Genomic DNA, 18,926 nt, shown 5'->3' with positions numbered 1-18,926 from the left:
CGCCGGACCGGCCTGCGCGGGTCAGAAGCCGCTGATCGTGGTGGAGTCGTTGACGCGTACCAGCTGGAAGGTCTCGGCGTAGCGCCGACCGCCGTCTCCGCCCGAGGCCACGGGAACGACGTCACCGGCCTCTCCGGAGGTCGACCATTGCTGGTGCGCCCGAGCCATGCCGTCCAGCACGAATGCCTCCATCTTGGGAACGTCCGGATGCTGTGAGGAGTGGAACCGCAGGGCCGCCAGTTTGTCGTGCTCAAACCCGGTCACGTCCACGGCCAGATTCGTCCGTTCTGCCGGATGGCAATACAGCACCAACCATCTCAAGTGGAACGCGTCCAGGCCGCTGGTGAGGAGTTCTGGATAGGCGAAGGGATTCTCCACGGCCGGGTAACTCGCCCTGACGACCGCCTCCCCGGCCGCCAGGTGGTCGGGATGCGACCTCTGGAGCCGGCTCCAGTCACGTTCGGGGTGCATGCTGAACACCGCGTCCGGCCGATGCCGCCGCATCGCTTCGACCACGCGACCGACGACGTCGTGAGAGGGTTCGAGGTAGCCGTCCCGCTCCCCGAGGAACTCGACGTCTCGCACTCCGAGGTGAGCGGCGGCGTCGCGCTGTTCCTGATGACGGCGCTCCGTGATGGTGTCATGGTGCTCGGCGTCGAATCCGCCGGCCCCGCCGTCGGTCATGACCACGTAGGTCACCGCGACGCCGGCCCGCGTCAGGCCGGCGATGGTGGCGGCGGCGCCGAAGTCCAGGTCATCCGGATGCGCGCCGAAGGCCAGGACGGTGGCCCATCCGTGGTCGGCGGCGAGGTCGGCGGACGAGGGCAGGGACGTCATGTCCTCTATGGTGCCCTGCGCCGTCAGCCGCTTTCCGTATCGGAGCCGAAGGTGACGTCCACGGACTGTTCCTCGCCGTCCCGCGTGAAGTGCACCGTGGCTGTACCGCCTTCGGGGTACTCGCGCACCACGGCCGTCAGCGACTGACTGTCGGCGACCGGGCGGTCGCCGACACCGGTGATGACGTCGTCCTCCTTCAGGCCGGCCTCGCTCGCCGGGGAACCGTCCACGACTGAGACCACGCGAGCTCCCGCGCTGAAGCCGCCTGAAGCCAGCGCAGCCTGATCGCCGGCGTCTGCACCACTGGCCTGGGCCTCGTCGTCTGACCCCTCCGGGCTGGCCGGCTGCGGGGTGACGGAGACCCCCAAGAATCCGTGGGTGGCCTCACCGTTCTCGATCAGATCCTGAGCGACGCGCCGGGCATAGTCCACCGGGATGGAGAAGCCGACGCCGATGTTCCCGGAGGAATCGGTGGAGGAGGAGCCACCACCGGCGGAGGCGATGGCCACGTTGACACCGATCAGCCGACCCTCCGAGTCCACGAGCGCGCCACCCGAGTTACCCGGGTTGATCGCGGCGTCCGTCTGGATGACGTTGATGTAGATGGACCCCTGCTGCTGTTGCTGTTCCGGCGCCGGGAAGCCGGGGATACGGAACTCCGGCTCGTCCTCGGAGCCGCCCTCGGCATCGTCCTCTGGCACAGCGGAGGACGCCACCGAGATGGTCCGATTGAGCTTGGAGACAATGCCGTCCGTGACGGTTCCGGACAGTCCGAGCGGGGCGCCGATCGCGACGGCCGCGTCGCCGACGTTCAGCTCTCCGGACTTGCCCATCTCGATCGGCGTGAGGTCCTCGGCCTCGACCTTGACCACGGCGAGATCGGACTTCGGATCGGTGCCGACCACACTGGCCCGGTGGACATTGCCGTCGGCCGTCTGCACGGTGACGTCGGCGTCTCCGGTCTGACCGCCGAGGGTCACCACGTGCGTGTTCGTCAGAATGTGTCCCTCGTCGTCCAGGACCACTCCCGAGCCGGATCCGGCTGACTGTCCGTCCGAGACGGAGAGGGTCACCACGGAGGGGGCCGCCTTGGCTGCGGCCGCCGTGATGGCGGTGGCATCCTCCGAGCGGTTGATCTCCAGGCCGTGATTCTGTTCCTGGACGCTGCTGCCGGCGGGCTCGCTGGCACCGTTGTCGGCCGCCGCGTTGACGCCGGCGGCAACACCGCCGCCGGCGAGCCCGGCCACCAGCATGCCCGCGATCAGGGTGCCGACGCCGACGGTGCGGCGCTTCGTGCCCGCGGGGGCTGGCTCCGTGCGGGGTGGGTCCGTGCGGGCCGGCTGAGGCTCGGTGGCCGTCTCCGAGCCCGCCTGTTCCGTCCGTGGCAGCGACTGCGTGGCATCGGCCCGGGGGTAGGGATCACGGCTGGCCGACATAGATCCCGACGACGGGGGCGTGTCAGGACGCCGGGGGACCGGATTCCTCTCCCCGAGAGGTCCGTTGCCCTCGGGGCTGTTGTGGTCCGCGTCGTTCATGGCTGTGTCCTTCCTGCCGGTGCCCCGGTCGAGGTGGCCTTGATGGTGGGGACTGGCACTGACCAGTCGGTCCTGATGCATCGTCCATACTGCCGCGCCATCCTGTCCGATCTGATGATATTCACTGAACGGACCCTGGGAGCATGCTCTGTAGTTCACCCATGGCGCATTCACTTTCGTGGCGAGCCTCTGCATGCCCCCATAGACTTCTGAGTGAAGCCTCGTCCCCACACTGCCCCATGAAGGGTGATCCATGAAGTCTCAGATCCTTGCGGTGCAACCCGGCCGGCTCTCCCCTGCCGTGCTGGCGACCAGCGTCCTCGGCGCCTCCGCTGTGACAGTGGCCGCTGGACTGGCTCTGGCCGAGTCAGCCTCGGCAGAGGCGCCCGTGGACATTCCACCGGGCGTCTTCGTGGTGGATGAGGCGCAGGTCCTGAGTTCCGCCGAGGAAGACGAGATCACACAGGCCATCGACGACCTGCGCTCTCAGGAGGGTCAGAACCTTTTTGTCGTCTACGTGGACGAATTCACGGACGAGAACGGTCAGTCGATGCCCCAGGGCGAGTGGGTCACCGCAGTGGCAGAAGCGAAAGGGACGGGGTCGATGGACTCGGTGCTCGCGATCGCCGTCGACGAGCGCAAGTATCAATTCGACGCCGACCAGGCGAACAGCATCCAGCCCCTGCAATCCGATATCGCGCAGGAGTACATCGTGCCCGCCCTCCCGGCGGCCGGCGGAGACGACTGGGCAGCCAGCGCCTTGTCCGCAGTCGACGGCATTGAGGATGCCGCAGACGGCCGAGTCTCCGGCGAAGGCGGAGCCGGCGGCTGGATCGCGGGGGGCGTGGCGGTCGCAGCACTGGCCGGCGGCGGCTACCTACTTGTCCGGCGGAACAACAAGAAGAACGCCGAACAGGGCAAAGCGGGCACGGGACTCCGTGCCTCCCAGGAGCCACAGGATCCGCTGGACGCCATGTCGGTCGACGAACTGCGCACCAAGGCCGGCTCCATGCTCGTGGGCGCGGACGATGCGATCCGCTCCTCCGAACAGGAGGTGAGCTTCGCTCTGGCGTCCTATGGCGAAGAGGCAGTCAAGACCTTCCGCGAGGACATCGAGGTGGCCAAGGACCACATGCGCGAATCGTTCAAGCTGCAGAACCAGCTGGACGACCACATTCCGGATACGGAGGTTCAGCAGCGCGCGTGGCTCAAAGACATCATCGCCCGTTGCCAGGCGGTGAACGAGTCACTGTCGGCTCACCAGAAAGAGTTCAACGACTTGCGGCACTTGGAGAAGGACGCTGAGTCCGCCCTGCAGTCCTTGGGCGCGCGCGCTGACGAGGTGGCGGGCACCGTGTCCAACGCCGAACAGCGCCTGGTGGAACTGCACTCCAGGTATGCCGACTCGGCGCTGGTCGAGGTGAACGACAACGCCGCCCAGGCCCGCGAGCGGCTGGAGTTCGTGCGCTCGGCGATCGAGAAGGGCGAGGAGTCCTTGGCGGCGTCGGACGCTTCTCGTGCCGTGATGGCCATCCGAGCGGGCGAAGAAGCGATCTCCCAGACCACCACCCTCGTCGAGGCCGTGACCAAGGCCGGCAGGCACCTCGACCAGTCGATGGAGAACCTGCAGACCGGCGTCAGTCAGTCCGCCCAGGACCTGGCTCAGGCCAAAGCCTTGGTCGACGCCGGCCGCCATCCCGAGCTCGCCGGGCCCATCGCTGGCCTTGAACAGACTCTCAGCCAGGTGAAGTCTCAGATCGCCGGTGGCCGGCCGGACCCGTTGAACCTTCTGCGGCAACTGGAGAAGGCACACCGTCAGCTCGACGCCCCACTCTCGGGCATCCGCGACCGGCAAGAGCAGGAGCGCCGGGCGGCATCGGCGCTGCAGTCGGCCACCCTTCAGGCCCAGGCTCAGATCGACGGAACCCAGGACTTCATCGCCGCCCGTCGGGGCGCGGTCGGAAGTCAGGCACGAACCAAGCTGGCAGAGGCCGAGCGGACCCTGCAGGAATCCGTCCGACTGTCCGGGCAGGACCCGGTGACCGCTCTGAACCTGGCCAATCAGGCCAGTTCTCTGGCCGACCGCGCCAGTCATCTCGCCCAGCAGGACCTGCATCAGTGGGGCGGCGGCATGGCCGGAGCCGGATACGGCGGTGGCCCGGGTGGCTACGGCTACGGCCACCGCGGGGGCGGCATGGGCGCCGGCCTCGGAGGAGCCCTCCTCGGGGGCATCCTGATGGGAGGCATCCTCGGGGGCGACAACGACCACGGTGACTGGGGCGGCGGCGGCTTCGGTGGCTTCGGCGGTGGCGGCCTGGGAGGGGGCGACTTCGGCGGTGGCTTCGGGGACGGCGTCGGCGGTAGTTTCTAAGCACGTGGTGCCGGTCCCCGGCACACCACCACATTTCCGGCACCTCCCGGTGCCGGGGCCCAACGCCCGGAAGTGGGGCACGGGAGACACAGCTCCGGAGAAGCCGGGGTCCTCACGCAACGATTGGAAGGCGACATCGTGGTAAAGCAGTCCATTTTCGGCCGAATTTCAACCCTGGCCAGAGCCAACATCAACGCGATGCTGGACAAGGCCGAAGACCCGCAGAAGATGTTGGACCAGATGGTCCGCGACTACACCAACAGCATCTCCGAAGCCGAGGCCGCCGTGGCCCAGACCATCGGCAACCTGCGGATGATCCAAGACGACTACAACGAAGACCTGGACGCCTCCAAGAGCTGGGGCCAGAAGGCGGTGGCGGCTTCCACCAAGGCTGATCAATTCCGCAGCAGCGGTGACACCGCCTCCGCCGACAAGTTCGACAACTTGGCCAAGATCGCCATCGAGCGGCAGATGGAGTCAGAGAAGTCGGCCAAGGCAGCTGAGCCGACCATCGCCTCTCAGACCGAGATCGTGGACAAGCTCAAAGACGGCCTGGACAAGATGAAGGACAAGCGTCGTCAGCTCGTGTCCAAGCGGGACGAGCTGGTCGCCCGTGCGAAGTCCACGGAGGCCCAGGCAGCCGTGCACGACGCCGTGAAGTCCATCGACATCCTGGATCCCGCCTCTGAGGTCAACCGCTTCGAGGAGAAGGTCCGTCGTGAGGAGGCACGCGTTCGTGGCCAGAACGAGCTCGCTTCCTCCTCCCTGGACGCCCAGTTCGAATCACTCGAGGATCTGGGTGAGCAGACCGAGGTCGAGGCTCGTCTGGCCGCGCTGAAGGCCGGTGGAACGCAGTCCCTGACCGCCGGCGCCGACGCGGACACCGGCGAGAACGAGCTGAACTACTCCGAGGGCGCCACCACCTCGAACTGAGTCCTCGAACCGAGTCTGGGAGCCCGCGCGAATCGGCGGAAAGCCTGAGACAGCGAAAACCCCCGAACCGTAAGGTTCGGGGGTTTTTCCTTCTCGTTGCGGGGGCAAGATTTGAACTTGCGACCTCCGGGTTATGAGCCCGGCGAGCTACCGAACTGCTCCACCCCGCGGCGACTCCATCGACTATACGTGCCTAAGTGCCTGAACTCAAATCGGCGCTCATCCTCACGTCGACTACCCGCCACCCGCGCGTTACTGCGGCGCCATCCCCGGTTCATCCACGCACTGAGGCCGCCCCCGACAACAGCCGGGGACGGCCTCACAGTACGCCGGCGCCTGACGGCGACGTCACGCCGCCCTCAGGTGCTCGAGAGTTAGCCTTCGGTACCGTCGCCACCCTCTGCCGGAGGCGCGGACTGCTCGCCATCGGCAGGGGCGTCGGCCCCTTCAGTGCCCTCAGCTTCTCCCGAGCTCTCGCCACGGATCGCCTCGTCCGCCTCGGTCGCCCGAGACAGCGCGTCGTTCAGCTGCTGCTGGGCCTCGCCGTAGGCGGCCCAGTCGCTGTTGGCCAGCGCCTCCTCAGACGCCTGGATGGCCTCGTTGGCGTCCTGGAGGGCCTGAGCGAGCTTCTCCTGCGCGCTCTGGGTTTCAGGCACCTGCGGCTCTGATCCCGGTTCGCCTTCGCTCGGGTCTTCACCATCAGCGGTCTTCGCCCCGGAATCACCCTCGAACACCTGGTCCAGGGCGCCCTGCAAGGTGTCGGCAAAGCCCACCTCGTCGCCATAGGACACGAGCACCTTGCGCAGCGTCGGGTACGACGTCGGACCGGTGGACTGAATGTAGACCGGTTGAACGTAGAGGATGCCCTCCGCCACCGGGAGCGTGATCAAGTTGCCGTTGATCACTTCCGAAGCGCCCTGACGCAACAGGTTCAGTTCCTGCGAAACCTGGGCGTTGGAGTCGAAGTTCGCCTGCGCCTGCCCCGGTCCCGGGATCGCCGTCTGACGGGGCAGTTCCAGCAGTTGCAAGTGACCGTAGTCCTCGGACTTCTCACCGTCCCGGCCCGTGCCGGCGTCACCATTGGCCGACAAGAACCCGTACAGCACGTTCCGCTGCTGCGATCCCTCGGTGAGCTGTGGGATGTACGTGTTGGTCAGCGAGAACGCGGGCTCGTCCTTGCCGGGCATCCGTAGCGACATGTAGTACGGCGGCTGCTTGACCGACTCGTCGTCCTGCGTCGGGTCGACCGGGACGGACCACGCATCGTTGTTCTCATAGAAGTCCACCGGGTTGGTGACGTGGTAGCGGCCGAGCAACTCCCGCTGCACCTTGAACATGTCCTCCGGGTAGCGAATGTGGTCCATGAGCTCGGCGCTCATCTCCGAGTACGGCTTCAGGGAGTTCGGGTAGACCTTCTGCCACGCCTTGAGCAGCGGGTCCTCGTCGTCCCAGGCGTACAGCGTCACCGAGCCGTCGTAGGCGTCCACGGTGGCCTTGACCGAGTTGCGGATGTAGTTCACCTGCCCGGACAGGTTGGCCCCGGCGTCCGTGTTCAACGCGTCCCGGGTGGCCGAATCGAGCTGCTGCCCTGTCGAGTACGGGAAGTCGCTGGAGGTGGTGTACCCCTCGACGATCCACTGCACCCGGCCCTCGACGATGGCCGGATACGCATTGGAGTCAACGGTCAGGTACGGCGCCACCTTCTGAACGCGCTCCAAGGGGTCACGGTCGTACAGGATCTGAGACTCGGAGTTCACATCCGAGGACAACAACAGCTCCGTGGAGCCGAACTTGATGGCGTACACGAGCTGATGGAAGAAACCGCCCACGGACGGTCCACCGTCGCCGGAGAAGGTGTACGTGGTGTCCTGCTCACTCGCCGCGTCCTGGGGCCGGTCGCGCTCGCGCTCCGGAGCACCCTCCGGGGCGCCGACGACCGAGTAGCTCGGGGAGTTCCGACCGAAGTAGATGCGCGGCTCGTAGGTCTCATCACTGCCCAGAGCACCATCCGAGGGAATCCCGGACAGGAGGAATGAGGGCCGCCCGCCGGCCGCCACTTCTGAAGCGTCGGCGGCCACGACGCCATAGCCGTGGGTGTACGTGATGTGCTGATTCACCCAGGAGGACGTCGGGTCCACGTTGATGTCACGCACCGAGATCACGGTGTCCTGCTTCTGACCGTCCACTTCGTAACGGTCCAGATGCAACGTGTCCGGGAAGCCGTAGTACGGACGGAACTGCTGCAGCTGACCGAAGGTCCTGGACAGCAGGTTGGGGTCCATCAGGCGAATGTTCTCGGTGTTGGCACTTTCATTGGCCAGGCTTCCGGCTTCGGCGTCGGTACGGCCGGCGTACTGGGTGGATTCCACCTCCGAGAGCCCATAGGCCTCCCGGGTGTGTTCGATGTTCCGGGCGATGTAGTCCTGCTCCAGCGTCACCTCCGACGGGCGGACCTGGTACTCCTGAATCAGGAACGGGTAGGCGGCGCCCGCCACGATCGCGGCGATGATCAGACCGGCCGTACCGACCAGCGAGATCCGCCACCGACCGGTGATCGCCGTGATGATGAACAGAATGGCCACCAGGGCGGCCGCGACGGCCAGGATGGCGGACGTGGGGATGACGGCATTGACGTCGGTGTACATGGCGCCGGCCCAGCTGCCGTTCTGCGACTGCAGGGTGCGGTACCGGTTCAGCCAATAGTTGCCAGCCTGCATCAGCAGGAACAGCGCGACGAACACTCCGAGGTGGACGCGGGACGGCGTCTCGATGACGATGCCGCCCTGTTCCTTCACCCGGATGCTGCCGTAGAGGTAGTGGACCAACAGCCCGGCGATGCCGGCGATCAGCACCACAGAGATCAGGTATCCGAGCACCAATCCCAAGAACGGCAGGGTGGCCATGTAGAAGCTGTAGTCGAGCCCGAACTCGGGGTCGACCTGACCGTAGGGCTCCTGGTTGAAGAACAACAGGACGTCCTGCCACGCATTCATGGCGGCTGAACCGGCGAAGAAACCGATCACCACGGGAATCCCGATGAACACCAGTCGACGCATGGGCTCCAGTTGTTGCTGGTACTGCGCCAAGGAGTCGCGCGTCTGGCTCTGGAGGTCCCTCGGCCGTGCGCGCCAGGCCATCCACATCGAGAACCACACGACGGCGCCCATGAGCAGACCGCCGATCACGAACAGCGCGGCACGGGTCCAGATCTCCGTCCAGAAGACCTCGGAGTACTCGATCTGGTTGTACCAGAGAACATCGGCGTAGATGCCCGAGAAGAACATGAACAGCACCACGAGCGCGGCCAGAACCACGATGGTGAGGACCAGCGCGGATGGTCGCCGGGGGCCGGAGCGACCACCGGACGAAGAACGGCCACCGCCGCCGGGTCGGCCCGGCTGACCCGGACGGCCGCCGCCACTCGAATTGCCCGGTCCGTTCGGGCCAGACGACCCCCCGGAACCACTGCCGAACAACCCGCCTGAACCACCCGAACCGCGGTCATTGCCACGGCCCTCGTCCGGTCCCCCGAAGAGACCGCCAAACCCTTGTCCGAAACTCACGTGTCCTTACCCCTCTGCGCCACTGGCGCCGGTCGTATCGTGCACTGCACTGGTGGCATTGACGGCCACCGAAGTCTGCATCCTTCGTCCTGATCCTGCTGGTGTTCTCTGCGCATTCCGACGTGGTTCAGCCACACGTCTCAACCACACCTCTCAACCACACGTCGGCGCCGTTGGCGTCGCACCACTCCCCACGGCTTCGACGACCGAACGCGCGTCATCGAGGGTGCCCACGGCGTAGACCTCGATGTCGTCCGGAACATGTCCGATCAGTTCGGCGCAATTGCCCTCCGGCGCCAAGAAGTAGTCAGCCTCACTCGCGCTGGCCCCGGTGACCTTCTGAACGATGCCGCCGATCTCACCGACGGTCCCATCCGGGTCGATGGTCCCGGTGCCGGCGATGTGCTCCCCGCCCGCCATGGCTCCAGGGGTCATCTCGTCGATGATTCCCAGAGCGAACATCATGCCCGCGCTCGGTCCGCCGACGTTCTCCAGCGTGATGGAGACCTCAACGGGAAACTCGAAATCCGAGTCCAGGAAGACACCCATCAACCAGTCTCCCTCGGGTCCCTCGAACACGGGGACGTCCACGCTGAGCTCCTCGCCGTCCCGAACGATGCCCAATTCCACCGGGGCGCCTCCGGACTGGTTGAGCTGGTTCTTCAGCCCCTCCAAACCGGTCACTTCGCCTCCGTTCGCCGAGACCAGCTGATCCTGTGGTTGCAGGACGTCCTCTGCCAGGGACTCGGCCGTGAAATCGGAGACGAACAACCTCTGCCGATACTCGATACCGAGGTTCTCCAGTGCAGCGGCGACGGCCCAATTCTGCGAGGTGGTCATGGCTTCGCTGTTCTCGGCATTGACTTGTTCCGAGGTGGTGCCGGAAGGGTAGAGCAACTCTTTCGGGATCAGCGACTGCGCTGGATCGACCCAACTGGTCATCACGTCGAGGAACGTGGTCCATCCGGTCGGCGGCCCGTCCACATAGACGGTGGTGAGATCAAGGTTGCCCTCTGTGGGATAGGTCGGCGCACCATCGACCGTGATCACCGGCTGACCGTCGAACTCGCCAATGGTGTTGAACGTCGGACCCGGCGACTCCACGATGTAGGGGGTGGGCAGAGCCACGGCGGTCAGCGTCAGCGCTCCCGCCACGGCGCCCGCCACGGTCATGGCACGCCGTCGGCGGCGTGCCGTTCGAGCGTTCTGGGACCACGCGGTGAGCTGAATCGGCGGCTCCGCGCCCCGGTCCGCGATCGCGGAACCAGGCACGGCCGACGTCGGCGGCGGCTGGTGTCCGGTCTCTGACACGTCAGGGCACCTGTCTTTTCAAGAAACGCCCCGGTCGGCAGGATCACCGTCCCCGTGGGCAGAGGCGTACGACCCTCCCAAGGCGGGCCGTTGTGGTCTGACGACCAGTCTAGGGGTTGTCGGCACCCGATGTGCGCCCGTGCACAGTGCGCCCACAGTGAACCGGAGGGTTTCACTGAGGACACGGCCCAGCCTGCGCCGATACCCTGGAGTGCATGACGAATCCTCCGAACGGTCCCGGTTCCCCCGACGGTGAAGACCCGCTGTCCGAGATGCTGCGTCGCATGTTCGGCGAGGGGGGTCCCGACCCGGAGGAATTGCGCCGGGCTCTCGGCGAGCTGGGCGGGTCCGGCACTGGTGCCGGCGGATCGGGTGCCGGCGGCCTTCCCTTTGATCCCTCCCAGCTGGATCCGGCCATGATGGGCCAGATGATGCAGCAGTTCCAGGCGATGATGCAGTCCTCTCCCGAGGACGGCCCTGTCAACTGGACTCTGGCCAAGCAGTCGGCCCGTCAGGCGGCGGCCGGACAAGACCCCACGGTGGGTTCCTTCGCCCGGAAAGAGATCGACGAGGCACTGCGCCTGGCCGAACTCTGGCTGGACGGAGCCACCGACGTCGAGGCCACCGGCCTCCTCGGCAAGGCGTGGTCACGGGCCGAGTGGGTGGAGGCCTCCATGGACACCTGGCGGCGGCTGACCGAGCCGGTCGCCGTGTCCATGTCCGAAGCCATGAGCCGGGCAATGAAGGACCAGCTGCCCGGACAGGTCCCGGAGGAGATGCAGGGAATGCTGGGCGGACTGCAGCCCATGCTGCAGAACATGGGCGGAACCATGTTCGGTCTCCAACTGGGTCAGGCCGTGGGCGCTCTGGCGCAGGAGGTCCTCTCCGGTACGGATTCCGGATTCCCCGTGGTCGGTCACGAGTTGGCCATGGTCCCGGTGAACATCGAGGAGTTCGGCGACGGCCTGGAGGTTCCGGACGAGCAGATCCGGATCTACCTGGCACTGCGCGAAGCGGCCCGCATGCGGCTGTTCGTCCATTCCCCGTGGCTGGAGCGCGACCTGTACGCGGCAATCGAGCAATATGCCGCCGGGGTTCACATCGACATGACCAAGATCGAGGACGCGGCGCGTTCGATCGACCCGACGAATCCGGAATCCATGCAGGACGCCTTCACGGGTGTCTCCTTCATCCCGGAGCCCACGGGCCCCCAGAAGGCGGCCCTGGAGCGGCTGGAGACAACCCTGGCACTGATCGAGGGATGGGTCGACGTGGTCGTCACTGAGGCGGCCCAGCCGCTGGACTCGGCTCACGCGCTGCGCGAGACCATCAATCGCCGGCGCGCCACCGGCGGTCCCGCTGAGCACGCGTTCGGCACGCTCGTCGGACTCGATCTTCGCCCGCGGCGGCTCCGTGAGGCCGCCACCCTGTGGGAGACCATCGAACAGGCCCAGGGGCGTGAATACCGAGACGGCATTTGGCAGCATCCCGATCTGCAGCCCACCGCAGAGGACCTCGACGACCCGGAGGGTTACGTCCGCCGCCGTGAGGCCAGGGAGCAGGAAGCGGCCGGGCTGGACGACGAACTGCGCAAACTGCTCGAGGGCGGTTTCGACGAGGGATCGGACCGGGACTCGTAATCCGGTGGAACTCGGTGGTGCTGCAGCGGTTCCACTCCACTCAGTCCACGGCACCGTCCGGCTCGCCGTCAGGGCCGGATAGTCCGCGCCCGGAGGCGAAGCTGACGCCGGCGAGGAAGGCCATGGACTCCTGCTGCCGCGGATAGCGGTTGGCCAGGGCGTGGAACTCCGCGGAGTGATCCCCGTGTTTCAGGTGCACCAGTTCGTGGACCAGGACACCGTCCAGGACCCAGCCGGGCATGGAGGCCACGTCGGCGGAGATCCGAATGCGTCCCGTCGTCGGCGTGCACGATCCCCATCGGCGTTGCTGCCGCGTGGACCAGACCACCTCTCGGGGTTCGACCTCTCCGTCCAACCACTGCCGTGCCAGTCGGCGAGCGCGGTCCAGCAGATCCTGGTCTGACGGCTGGCCCCGTTGCTGCCGCGAGTCCACCCGCTGGATCATTTTCCGGGCCCACTCGCGCTCCCCCTCGCTCCCCAGCCCCATCGGGACGGAGACTTGGATGCGGCCGTCCCGCCAGGAGGCCGAGATTGTCCGCGTGCGCCGCGATGACCGGACCAGTCGCACCGGTGTGCCGTCCACCTCCAGGTCCTCGATCTCCCGGGTATTCCTCGTCCGCCCCGCAGAACGACGACGGCCGGTACCCGACGCTGGGCGGCCCTGGGCAGACGAGGAGGTCCGGGACGAAGACGAAGAAGCAGAAGAAGCCGAAGAAGTCACGCTCCCCATTCTGCCGTCGACGCCGCCTCGCCAGGTCCATGAGCCGGCAACCTGTGGATAACCGAGGCGGTTCCGCGACGAGGGATGCCACGATGAACACGCGGCCCCAGCGGAAGGGTCGCCGGCCCACCGGCCCCTTGGGTGCAGGCCGACCACCGATCATCACGGGAGGATCCGATGCGCCTCGACCCCGGACTGTCACTGCTTCACGTGACATCGGACACCGTCCAGATCGGGTCCGGTGCCCGCTCGACTCAATTGTCCGGCTGCTCTCCCGCGGCGCTGGACTACCTCCGGGAACTGGCTAGCGGCATCCTCGATGGCCGAGAGGCCGAGACCGCCCGCAAGTGCGCGCTCGATCCGGCCGCTGCCCGAGAACTGGAGGGCGCACTGGAGGAGTTCCTGCGTCATCATGACCCGCCCGTGGAGCACGGTGCCGGCCACACCGCCGATCTGCTGGCCGAGGACCTCGGACTGGCCCTGGCCCTCGATCCTCTCGTGCCGGTTCCGTTACCGGCGGCGGAGGAGACCGCTGAAACGTCCACGGCCGCCGAGCCCGATCCGACCGTGGTCTTCGCACAGGCGACCGATACGGAAGAGCGCACCGCGGAACTGCTCGCTCGGCGTCGGGCGACACAGGTGCAGGTGCTCGGCCTGGGCCGCACCGGCGCTGTACTGGCCGGCGTGCTGGCCTCCACGGGCATCGGTCGGTTGGTCCTCTGGGACCGATGCACCGTGGCCGCCGCCGATTTGGGCACCGGCTACCGCGCCGCAGACTTGGGGCGGAGCCGGCCGGTCGCCTTGAGCCGACGCCTCGAGGACGCCGGCCAGGGCACGGTGGTCCTGCCGCTGACATCGCCGGAGCGTCCCGGACCGGCAGGCACGGTCTCGGTCTCGGTGACCCGTGGAGCGGTGGACTATGACTTCGTCGCGCTGGCTCGGGCGGCAGATCACCCCGTGCTGCCCGTGGTGCTGCGCGATGACGACGCGCTCATCGGCCCCTGGTTCATCCCCGGAGCCGGAGGCTGTCCGCTGTGCTGGGACCTCGCGGCCCAGGACTCCGATCCCTACCGCCAGCTCCGCAACACCGCCCTGCTGGACCAGCGTGCCGGCAACGAGGACCTCGCGCTGGCGACGGTCGCCGGGGCTCTCGCGGCCCGGCAGGCCACCCGGTGGGCTGAGACCGGGACCGCGCCGACCGGCGTCGTGCTGCGGTTGCACGGCGACGGCAGCCGCGTCGACACCCTCGGCGTTCCCGACCATCCCGACTGCGGGTGTGCCGACGCCGGCTAACCCAAGACTCTCAGGAACAGGTCAGGCGGTCGGCGTGCCGTTGACCAGCTCCAGCACCTGTTGTCCGTACTTCTCCAGCTTGGAGGAGCCGACGCCCGGTATGCGGAGCAGTTCGGCCGGCGTCTTCGGCTCGGCTTCGGCGATGGCGACGAGCGTGGCGTCAGTGAACACCACGAAGGCCGGCATCGATTCCGCTTGAGACGTGCTCAATCTCCACGCTTTGAGGTTCTCGAACAGCTCCTCGTCGTAGCTCGGTGGACAGTCCAGACAGCGGCCGGTCTTGCGCTCCGCACCAGTCTCCAGGACGGTCCCGCACGTGCGGCACTGCTGCTGACGCGCTCGCTTGCGGCTCGACGGACGTCCGCCGGTTCCGCCACCGCCGGAGGCGCCCGCCCGACGTCGGTCCTGGGCTCCCCGAGCGCCGTGACGAGAGTCCGCCTCAGGATCGAGGGCGTCGAGAAACCGCGACGGCTTGCGGGTGGAGCGCCCGCCGGTGCCCCGAGCCAGAGTCCAGGTCAGGAACAGTCGCAGCCGCGCGCGAGTGATGCCGACGTAGAGCAGACGACGTTCCTCGTCGATGTCCTCCTGGGTGTCCGCGAAGCTGATCGGCATGAGTCCCTCGGACAGGCCCACCAGAAAGACGGCATCCCATTCCAAGCCCTTGGCCGAGTGCAAGGACGCGAGCGTGACCCCCTGGACGGTCGGCGCGTGTTGGCTGGCGGCTCGCTCATCGAGCTCGGCCACCAGGTCCGTGAGGGTGAACCCGTCACCACGGGAGGAGGCCAACTCTTCCGAGAGGGCTACGAGCGCGTTGAGTGATTCCCACTTCTCTCGCGTGGCTCCCGAGGTCTGCGGGGCCGTCTCCGTGTACCCGAGCGAGGCCAACACGTCCTTCACCCTGCCCGGGACCTGGTCGCCGGAGACGTCCTGCGCGGAGCGGGCCGCCGCGCGCAATTGCAGGATCCCGTCGCGGATCTCACGACGGGAGAAGAACCGCTCACCGCCGCGCAGCTGGTACCCGATGCCCGCCGCGGCGAAGGCCGACTCGAAGGCCTGGGACTGCCCGTTGGTGCGGAACAGCACCGCGATCTCCGCGGCTTGGATGCCTTCCTCGAGCAGTTGCTTGACTCGAGTCGCCACCCACCCGGCTTCGGCCTCGTCGTCCGAGCACTCGGCGAACTCGGGTTCCGGTCCGTGGTCGCGCTGGGAGATCAGCTCCAGTGGCTCCGCCCACCGAGGCATGGGACCCCGCTGACCGTCCGGGCCGGGAACGGGCACCCGTTGAGCGGTGCGTTCGGCGAGCAAGCGATTGGCCACGTGGACGATCTCCGGAGTCGACCGGTAGTCGCGCACCAGTTTGACCATCGTCGCGTCGGGGTACTCACGCCGGAAATCGAGCAGGAAGCGGGACGTCGCGCCGGTGAACGAGTAGATCGTCTGTGACGCGTCGCCCACCACACACAGGTCTTGCCGGCCGCCGAGCCAGAGATCCAGGAGCCGGTGCTGTAGCGGGGACACATCCTGGTACTCGTCCACGATGAACACCCGGTACTGGTCGCGCACCTGGGCGGCGATCTTGGGTTCTGTCTCCAAGATGCCCACCATGAGCAGCAAAACGTCTTCGAAGTCGATGAGGTTACGATCCGTCTTGACGTCCTCATAGCCCTGGAACAGGCGCGCGACGCCGTTGGCGTCCCAGCCCGAGGGCATCTCCCGTCCCGCTGCCGCTGCCGCGTAGCTGTCCGGAGTGCGCATGGAGACCTTGGCCCACTCGATCTCCCCGGCGAGGTCTCGCAGCGACGCCCGGTCCGTACTGGTGCGCAGTCGGCGGGCGGCTTCCGCGAGAAGGTTCACCTTGTACTCGACGAGTTCGGGGACGGCACCGCCGACAGCCTGTGGCCAGAAGTACTGCAGCTGGCGCAGGGCTGCGGAGTGGAAGGTTCGCGCTTGAACGCCGTGTGTTCCCAGATCCCGCAGCCGCGTGCGCATCTCCGCTGCCGCCCGCGCGGTGAAGGTCACGGCCAGCGTTCGTTGCGGCTCGTACACTCCGGTCTGCACGCCATAGGCGATGCGGTGGGTGATCGCCCTGGTCTTTCCGGTCCCGGCCCCGGCCAAGATGCACAACGGGCCGTTGAGCGTGGTCGCGACCTGTCGTTGCTCGGCGTCCAGTCCGGCGAGGATGTCGTGGTCTTCCATCAGGGTGTTGGCTCCGTGCTGCACGGTCCTCAATTCTCCAGAGTGCGCGGCTCGGGCAAGGGCCCACCGAACCAGTGCTCGATCAAGGCCCGGGCGATCGACGCCGACCCCGGAAGCCTGATCTCGCCGCTGGCCACCGTGGATTCCAACTCGTCCCGGGTGAACCACCGCACGTGTGCAACTTCGTCCCGGTCAGCATCGGCGTCCTCAGGGCGCTCGGTGACGGCGGTGTAACCGAGCATGAGCGACTGCGGAAAAGGCCACGGTTGGGATCCGAGATACACCGGGGAATGCACCACCAGATGGGACTCCTCGTGGATCTCCCGGACGACAGCCGATTCCAGTGACTCACCCGGTTCGACGAAGCCCGCGAGAGTCGAGTACAAGCCTGGGCCCCAGGCCGCGTTGTTGCCCAAGAGCAGACGGTCCTCGCGGTCGGTGACGGTGACGATGATCGCCGGGTCCGTCCTGGGAAAGTGCTCCGAGGAGTCCTGCGGGCACACGCGGACCCAGCCGGAGTGACTCATGGTGGTCGGCGTGCCACAGCGGGGACAATGGGTGTGGCCAGCATGCCAATTGGCGATGGCCACGGCTTCCACGAACACTCCGGCATCCCGATCGGTCAGGGCCGCGGCGACGTCGCGCAGTCCCACCCAGGCCACCTGGTCCGGGTCCTCGACTCGCGTACCACCGGCCTCTCCCCCGCTGAGCGTGGGATGGTCATCGGCCACCAACAGAATCAGCTCGGCCCGGCTGTCATCTCCCTGATCCGGGTTCTCGGCCGCGGTCACGGAGCTCGACCGACCGAGGTACACGGCGTCCTCCGGCAGTTCTCCTTCGGGCCGGACGAGCACGAGCCGTCCCCCGACCACCGGTGCCCGACCGCCACTGAGCCATAGGACGCGGCACTCGGGACGGTTCCACACCTCCTCCAACCAGCCTTCACGGGAGCGGACTTCGCAGCCCCGGTCCACGTCTTCCCGGGCCAGCGGGAGCCGTCCGAGAGCAGGCAGGGTTTCGTCCAGAGAGCGCATACCTCCACGGTACCGCCCGCTCCGGACTTCCTCCGTCGGGCCTCTGGGGCTTGTGGACGCTGGGTCCAGCGGGGGGGGTTCTGCACGGCATTCGGCGACTCGCCGCGCCCGAGCGAGCCCCGGGGATGGGCGGGAAAGTACGGTGGTGGATGTGAACCGTACGCCCATGGAACTTGCTGCCTTGGCCAGCGCCGCGATCCCGGACTTGTCCCCGACCGGTGTGGTCGGGTCCCCTGACGATCCACGGGATTTCTCCGCCGCCGTCGTCTTCGACCGCCAGGGAAGTCGCTGGAGGGTGCGCTCCCCCTTGCATGAGGAAGCCGCCATGCGACTGGAGACGGAGCTGCAGGTCCTCTCCGGATTCAGCCCCGCCATCCGCGCCGCACTGCCCTTCCGTGTGCCCTCCGTGGCCGGCGCCGTGCGCCGGGACGGCATGCGCACCTTCGTCTACCACGACATGCCTGGGCAAGAGATGGAGCTCGAAGACCTGACGGAGCTCGGAGGGAAGACCAGCGAAGACATCGGCCGAGTGATTGCCGCCATTCACGCCTTGCCTGCCGCCGTCGTCGAGAATGCCGACCTGCCCGTCTACACGGCCGATCAGTTCCGCCAGCGCCGGTTGAACGAGTTGGACCAGGCCGCCACCACCGGCCGGATTCCGGCCGTTCTGCTGCGTCGCTGGGAGAACGCCCTCGAAGAGATGGAGCTGTGGGACTTCACCCCCGTCGTCGCCCACGGAGACCTCCACGAGGACAATCTGCTCTTGGATCAGCGTCGGCTGGTCTCGGTCACCGGGTGGACGGATCTGCATATCGGCGATCCGGCCGAGGACTTCGCGTGGCTGGCCTCCTCCGGAGACCACGAGTTCACCGACGCCGTCGTGGAGGCTTATTGGCAACACCGTGGCACGACCGCCGCTCGAGACGAGCATCTCTTGCGTCGGGCCGTGCTGGCTGCTGAGTTCGCCCTGGCCCAGTGGCTCGTGCGCGGGATCTCCTCCGACGACGAGGAGATGGCCGCAGAGGCCGAGGCCATGCTGCACGAGCTGCAGGACGATGTGGAATCCCACGGAGGCCAGGAGATCAGCGCGACCATCCCTGGACCACGGTCCGTTCCGACAGCGGAGGAGCCACACCTCGAGTCCGACAGCGACGTCGACGCTGACGCTGACGAGACGGTAGCGGTCGTTCCTGACGCAGACGACGCAGACGACGCTGACGACGACGATGTCGTCATCACCGATCGGGAGATCGCTGATCGAGAGACTGCTGATCCCGAGACGGCCGATTCCGAGACAGACGAACCAGAAGACCTCGCGCCGGAAGATGACGCGGCAGAGGGCACCCCACCTGCGGACCCCTCAGGAGACGACACGCCAGCGGAGGACACGCTGTCGGAGGACACACCGGCGGAGGACACGTCGACGACGGCCTTGGACCTGGACGAGATCCATCAGCTGGACGTCCACCGCAAATCCGACTCGTCGTCCTGA

Annotated in this window: 12 protein-coding genes and 1 tRNA gene; 5 read left to right on the top strand and 8 right to left on the bottom strand. The window is 67.1% G+C overall.

All coding sequences use genetic code 11. From position 1 onward, the window contains the following. Positions 1-21: 21 nt before the first annotated feature. Together ACFQQD_RS06745 and ACFQQD_RS06740 are read right to left on the bottom strand one after the other, a co-directional pair. Complete coding sequence (locus ACFQQD_RS06745; protein ID WP_378087611.1) at positions 22-837, bottom strand: PIG-L deacetylase family protein; 816 nt, start codon at positions 835-837, stop codon at positions 22-24. A 23-nt stretch (positions 838-860) separates the two neighbouring features. Beyond that, complete coding sequence (locus ACFQQD_RS06740) at positions 861-2,372, bottom strand: S1C family serine protease (protein WP_378087609.1); 1,512 nt, start codon at positions 2,370-2,372, stop codon at positions 861-863. 253 nt (positions 2,373-2,625) lie between these two features. Here ACFQQD_RS06740 and ACFQQD_RS06735 point away from each other — a divergent pair, with 253 nt between their 5' ends. Together ACFQQD_RS06735 and ACFQQD_RS06730 are read left to right on the top strand one after the other, a co-directional pair. Beyond that, the gene (locus ACFQQD_RS06735; protein ID WP_378087606.1) at positions 2,626-4,743 is read left to right on the top strand and encodes a TPM domain-containing protein; all 2,118 of its coding nucleotides are present in this window, start codon (positions 2,626-2,628) and stop codon (positions 4,741-4,743) included. A gap of 138 nt (positions 4,744-4,881) precedes the next feature. After that, positions 4,882-5,676 carry a PspA/IM30 family protein gene (locus ACFQQD_RS06730; protein ID WP_378087604.1) on the top strand — a complete coding sequence of 265 codons (795 nt, stop codon included), beginning with the start codon at positions 4,882-4,884 and terminating at the stop codon, positions 5,674-5,676. 96 nt (positions 5,677-5,772) lie between these two features. Here ACFQQD_RS06730 and ACFQQD_RS06725 read toward each other — a convergent pair. The 3 genes from ACFQQD_RS06725 to ACFQQD_RS06715 all read right to left on the bottom strand — a co-directional run bounded on the left by ACFQQD_RS06725 (position 5,773) and on the right by ACFQQD_RS06715 (position 10,550). Beyond that, positions 5,773-5,846, bottom strand: a tRNA-Met gene (locus ACFQQD_RS06725). 204 nt (positions 5,847-6,050) lie between these two features. Next, positions 6,051-9,239: a UPF0182 family protein gene (locus ACFQQD_RS06720; protein WP_378087602.1), complete on the bottom strand. Its 3,189-nt coding sequence runs from the start codon at positions 9,237-9,239 to the stop codon at positions 6,051-6,053. Between the two features lie 153 nt (positions 9,240-9,392). Further along, the gene (locus ACFQQD_RS06715) at positions 9,393-10,550 is read right to left on the bottom strand and encodes a PDZ domain-containing protein (protein ID WP_378087600.1); all 1,158 of its coding nucleotides are present in this window, start codon (positions 10,548-10,550) and stop codon (positions 9,393-9,395) included. A gap of 215 nt (positions 10,551-10,765) precedes the next feature. Between ACFQQD_RS06715 and ACFQQD_RS06710 the strand changes: the two genes are divergently transcribed. After that, complete coding sequence (locus ACFQQD_RS06710; protein WP_378087598.1) at positions 10,766-12,190, top strand: zinc-dependent metalloprotease; 1,425 nt, start codon at positions 10,766-10,768, stop codon at positions 12,188-12,190. A 40-nt stretch (positions 12,191-12,230) separates the two neighbouring features. Here ACFQQD_RS06710 and ACFQQD_RS06705 read toward each other — a convergent pair whose 3' ends face one another. After that, on the bottom strand, positions 12,231-12,911 hold the full coding sequence (locus ACFQQD_RS06705) for a M48 family metallopeptidase (protein ID WP_378087596.1): 681 nt from the start codon (positions 12,909-12,911) through the stop codon (positions 12,231-12,233). 177 nt (positions 12,912-13,088) lie between these two features. On the opposite strand from ACFQQD_RS06705, the gene ACFQQD_RS06700 reads away from it, so the two are divergent. Next, entirely contained in the window at positions 13,089-14,204 is a 1,116-nt protein-coding gene (locus ACFQQD_RS06700) for a ThiF family adenylyltransferase (protein ID WP_378087594.1), read from the top strand. A 21-nt stretch (positions 14,205-14,225) separates the two neighbouring features. Here the strand turns inward: ACFQQD_RS06700 and ACFQQD_RS06695 are convergent, their stop codons facing one another. Together ACFQQD_RS06695 and nudC are read right to left on the bottom strand one after the other, a co-directional pair. Continuing rightward, entirely contained in the window at positions 14,226-16,400 is a 2,175-nt protein-coding gene (locus ACFQQD_RS06695; RefSeq protein WP_378087734.1) for an ATP-dependent DNA helicase UvrD2, read from the bottom strand. Positions 16,401-16,429: 29 nt separating this feature from the next. Beyond that, positions 16,430-17,434, bottom strand: a complete 1,005-nt coding sequence (gene nudC, locus ACFQQD_RS06690; protein ID WP_378087592.1) for an NAD(+) diphosphatase — start codon at positions 17,432-17,434, stop codon at positions 16,430-16,432. Positions 17,435-17,600: 166 nt separating this feature from the next. On the opposite strand from nudC, the gene ACFQQD_RS06685 reads away from it, so the two are divergent. Further along, positions 17,601-18,926 (top strand): phosphotransferase, encoded by a 1,326-nt coding sequence (locus ACFQQD_RS06685; RefSeq protein ID WP_378087590.1) that lies wholly within the window; start codon positions 17,601-17,603, stop codon positions 18,924-18,926.

Origin of the sequence: Citricoccus sp. GCM10030269, from assembly GCF_042665635.1 — a bacterium.
Classification (GTDB): domain Bacteria; phylum Actinomycetota; class Actinomycetes; order Actinomycetales; family Micrococcaceae; genus Citricoccus.
Note: the sequence above shows the minus strand (reverse complement) of the source record. Positions and strands in the feature narration are given on the sequence as shown.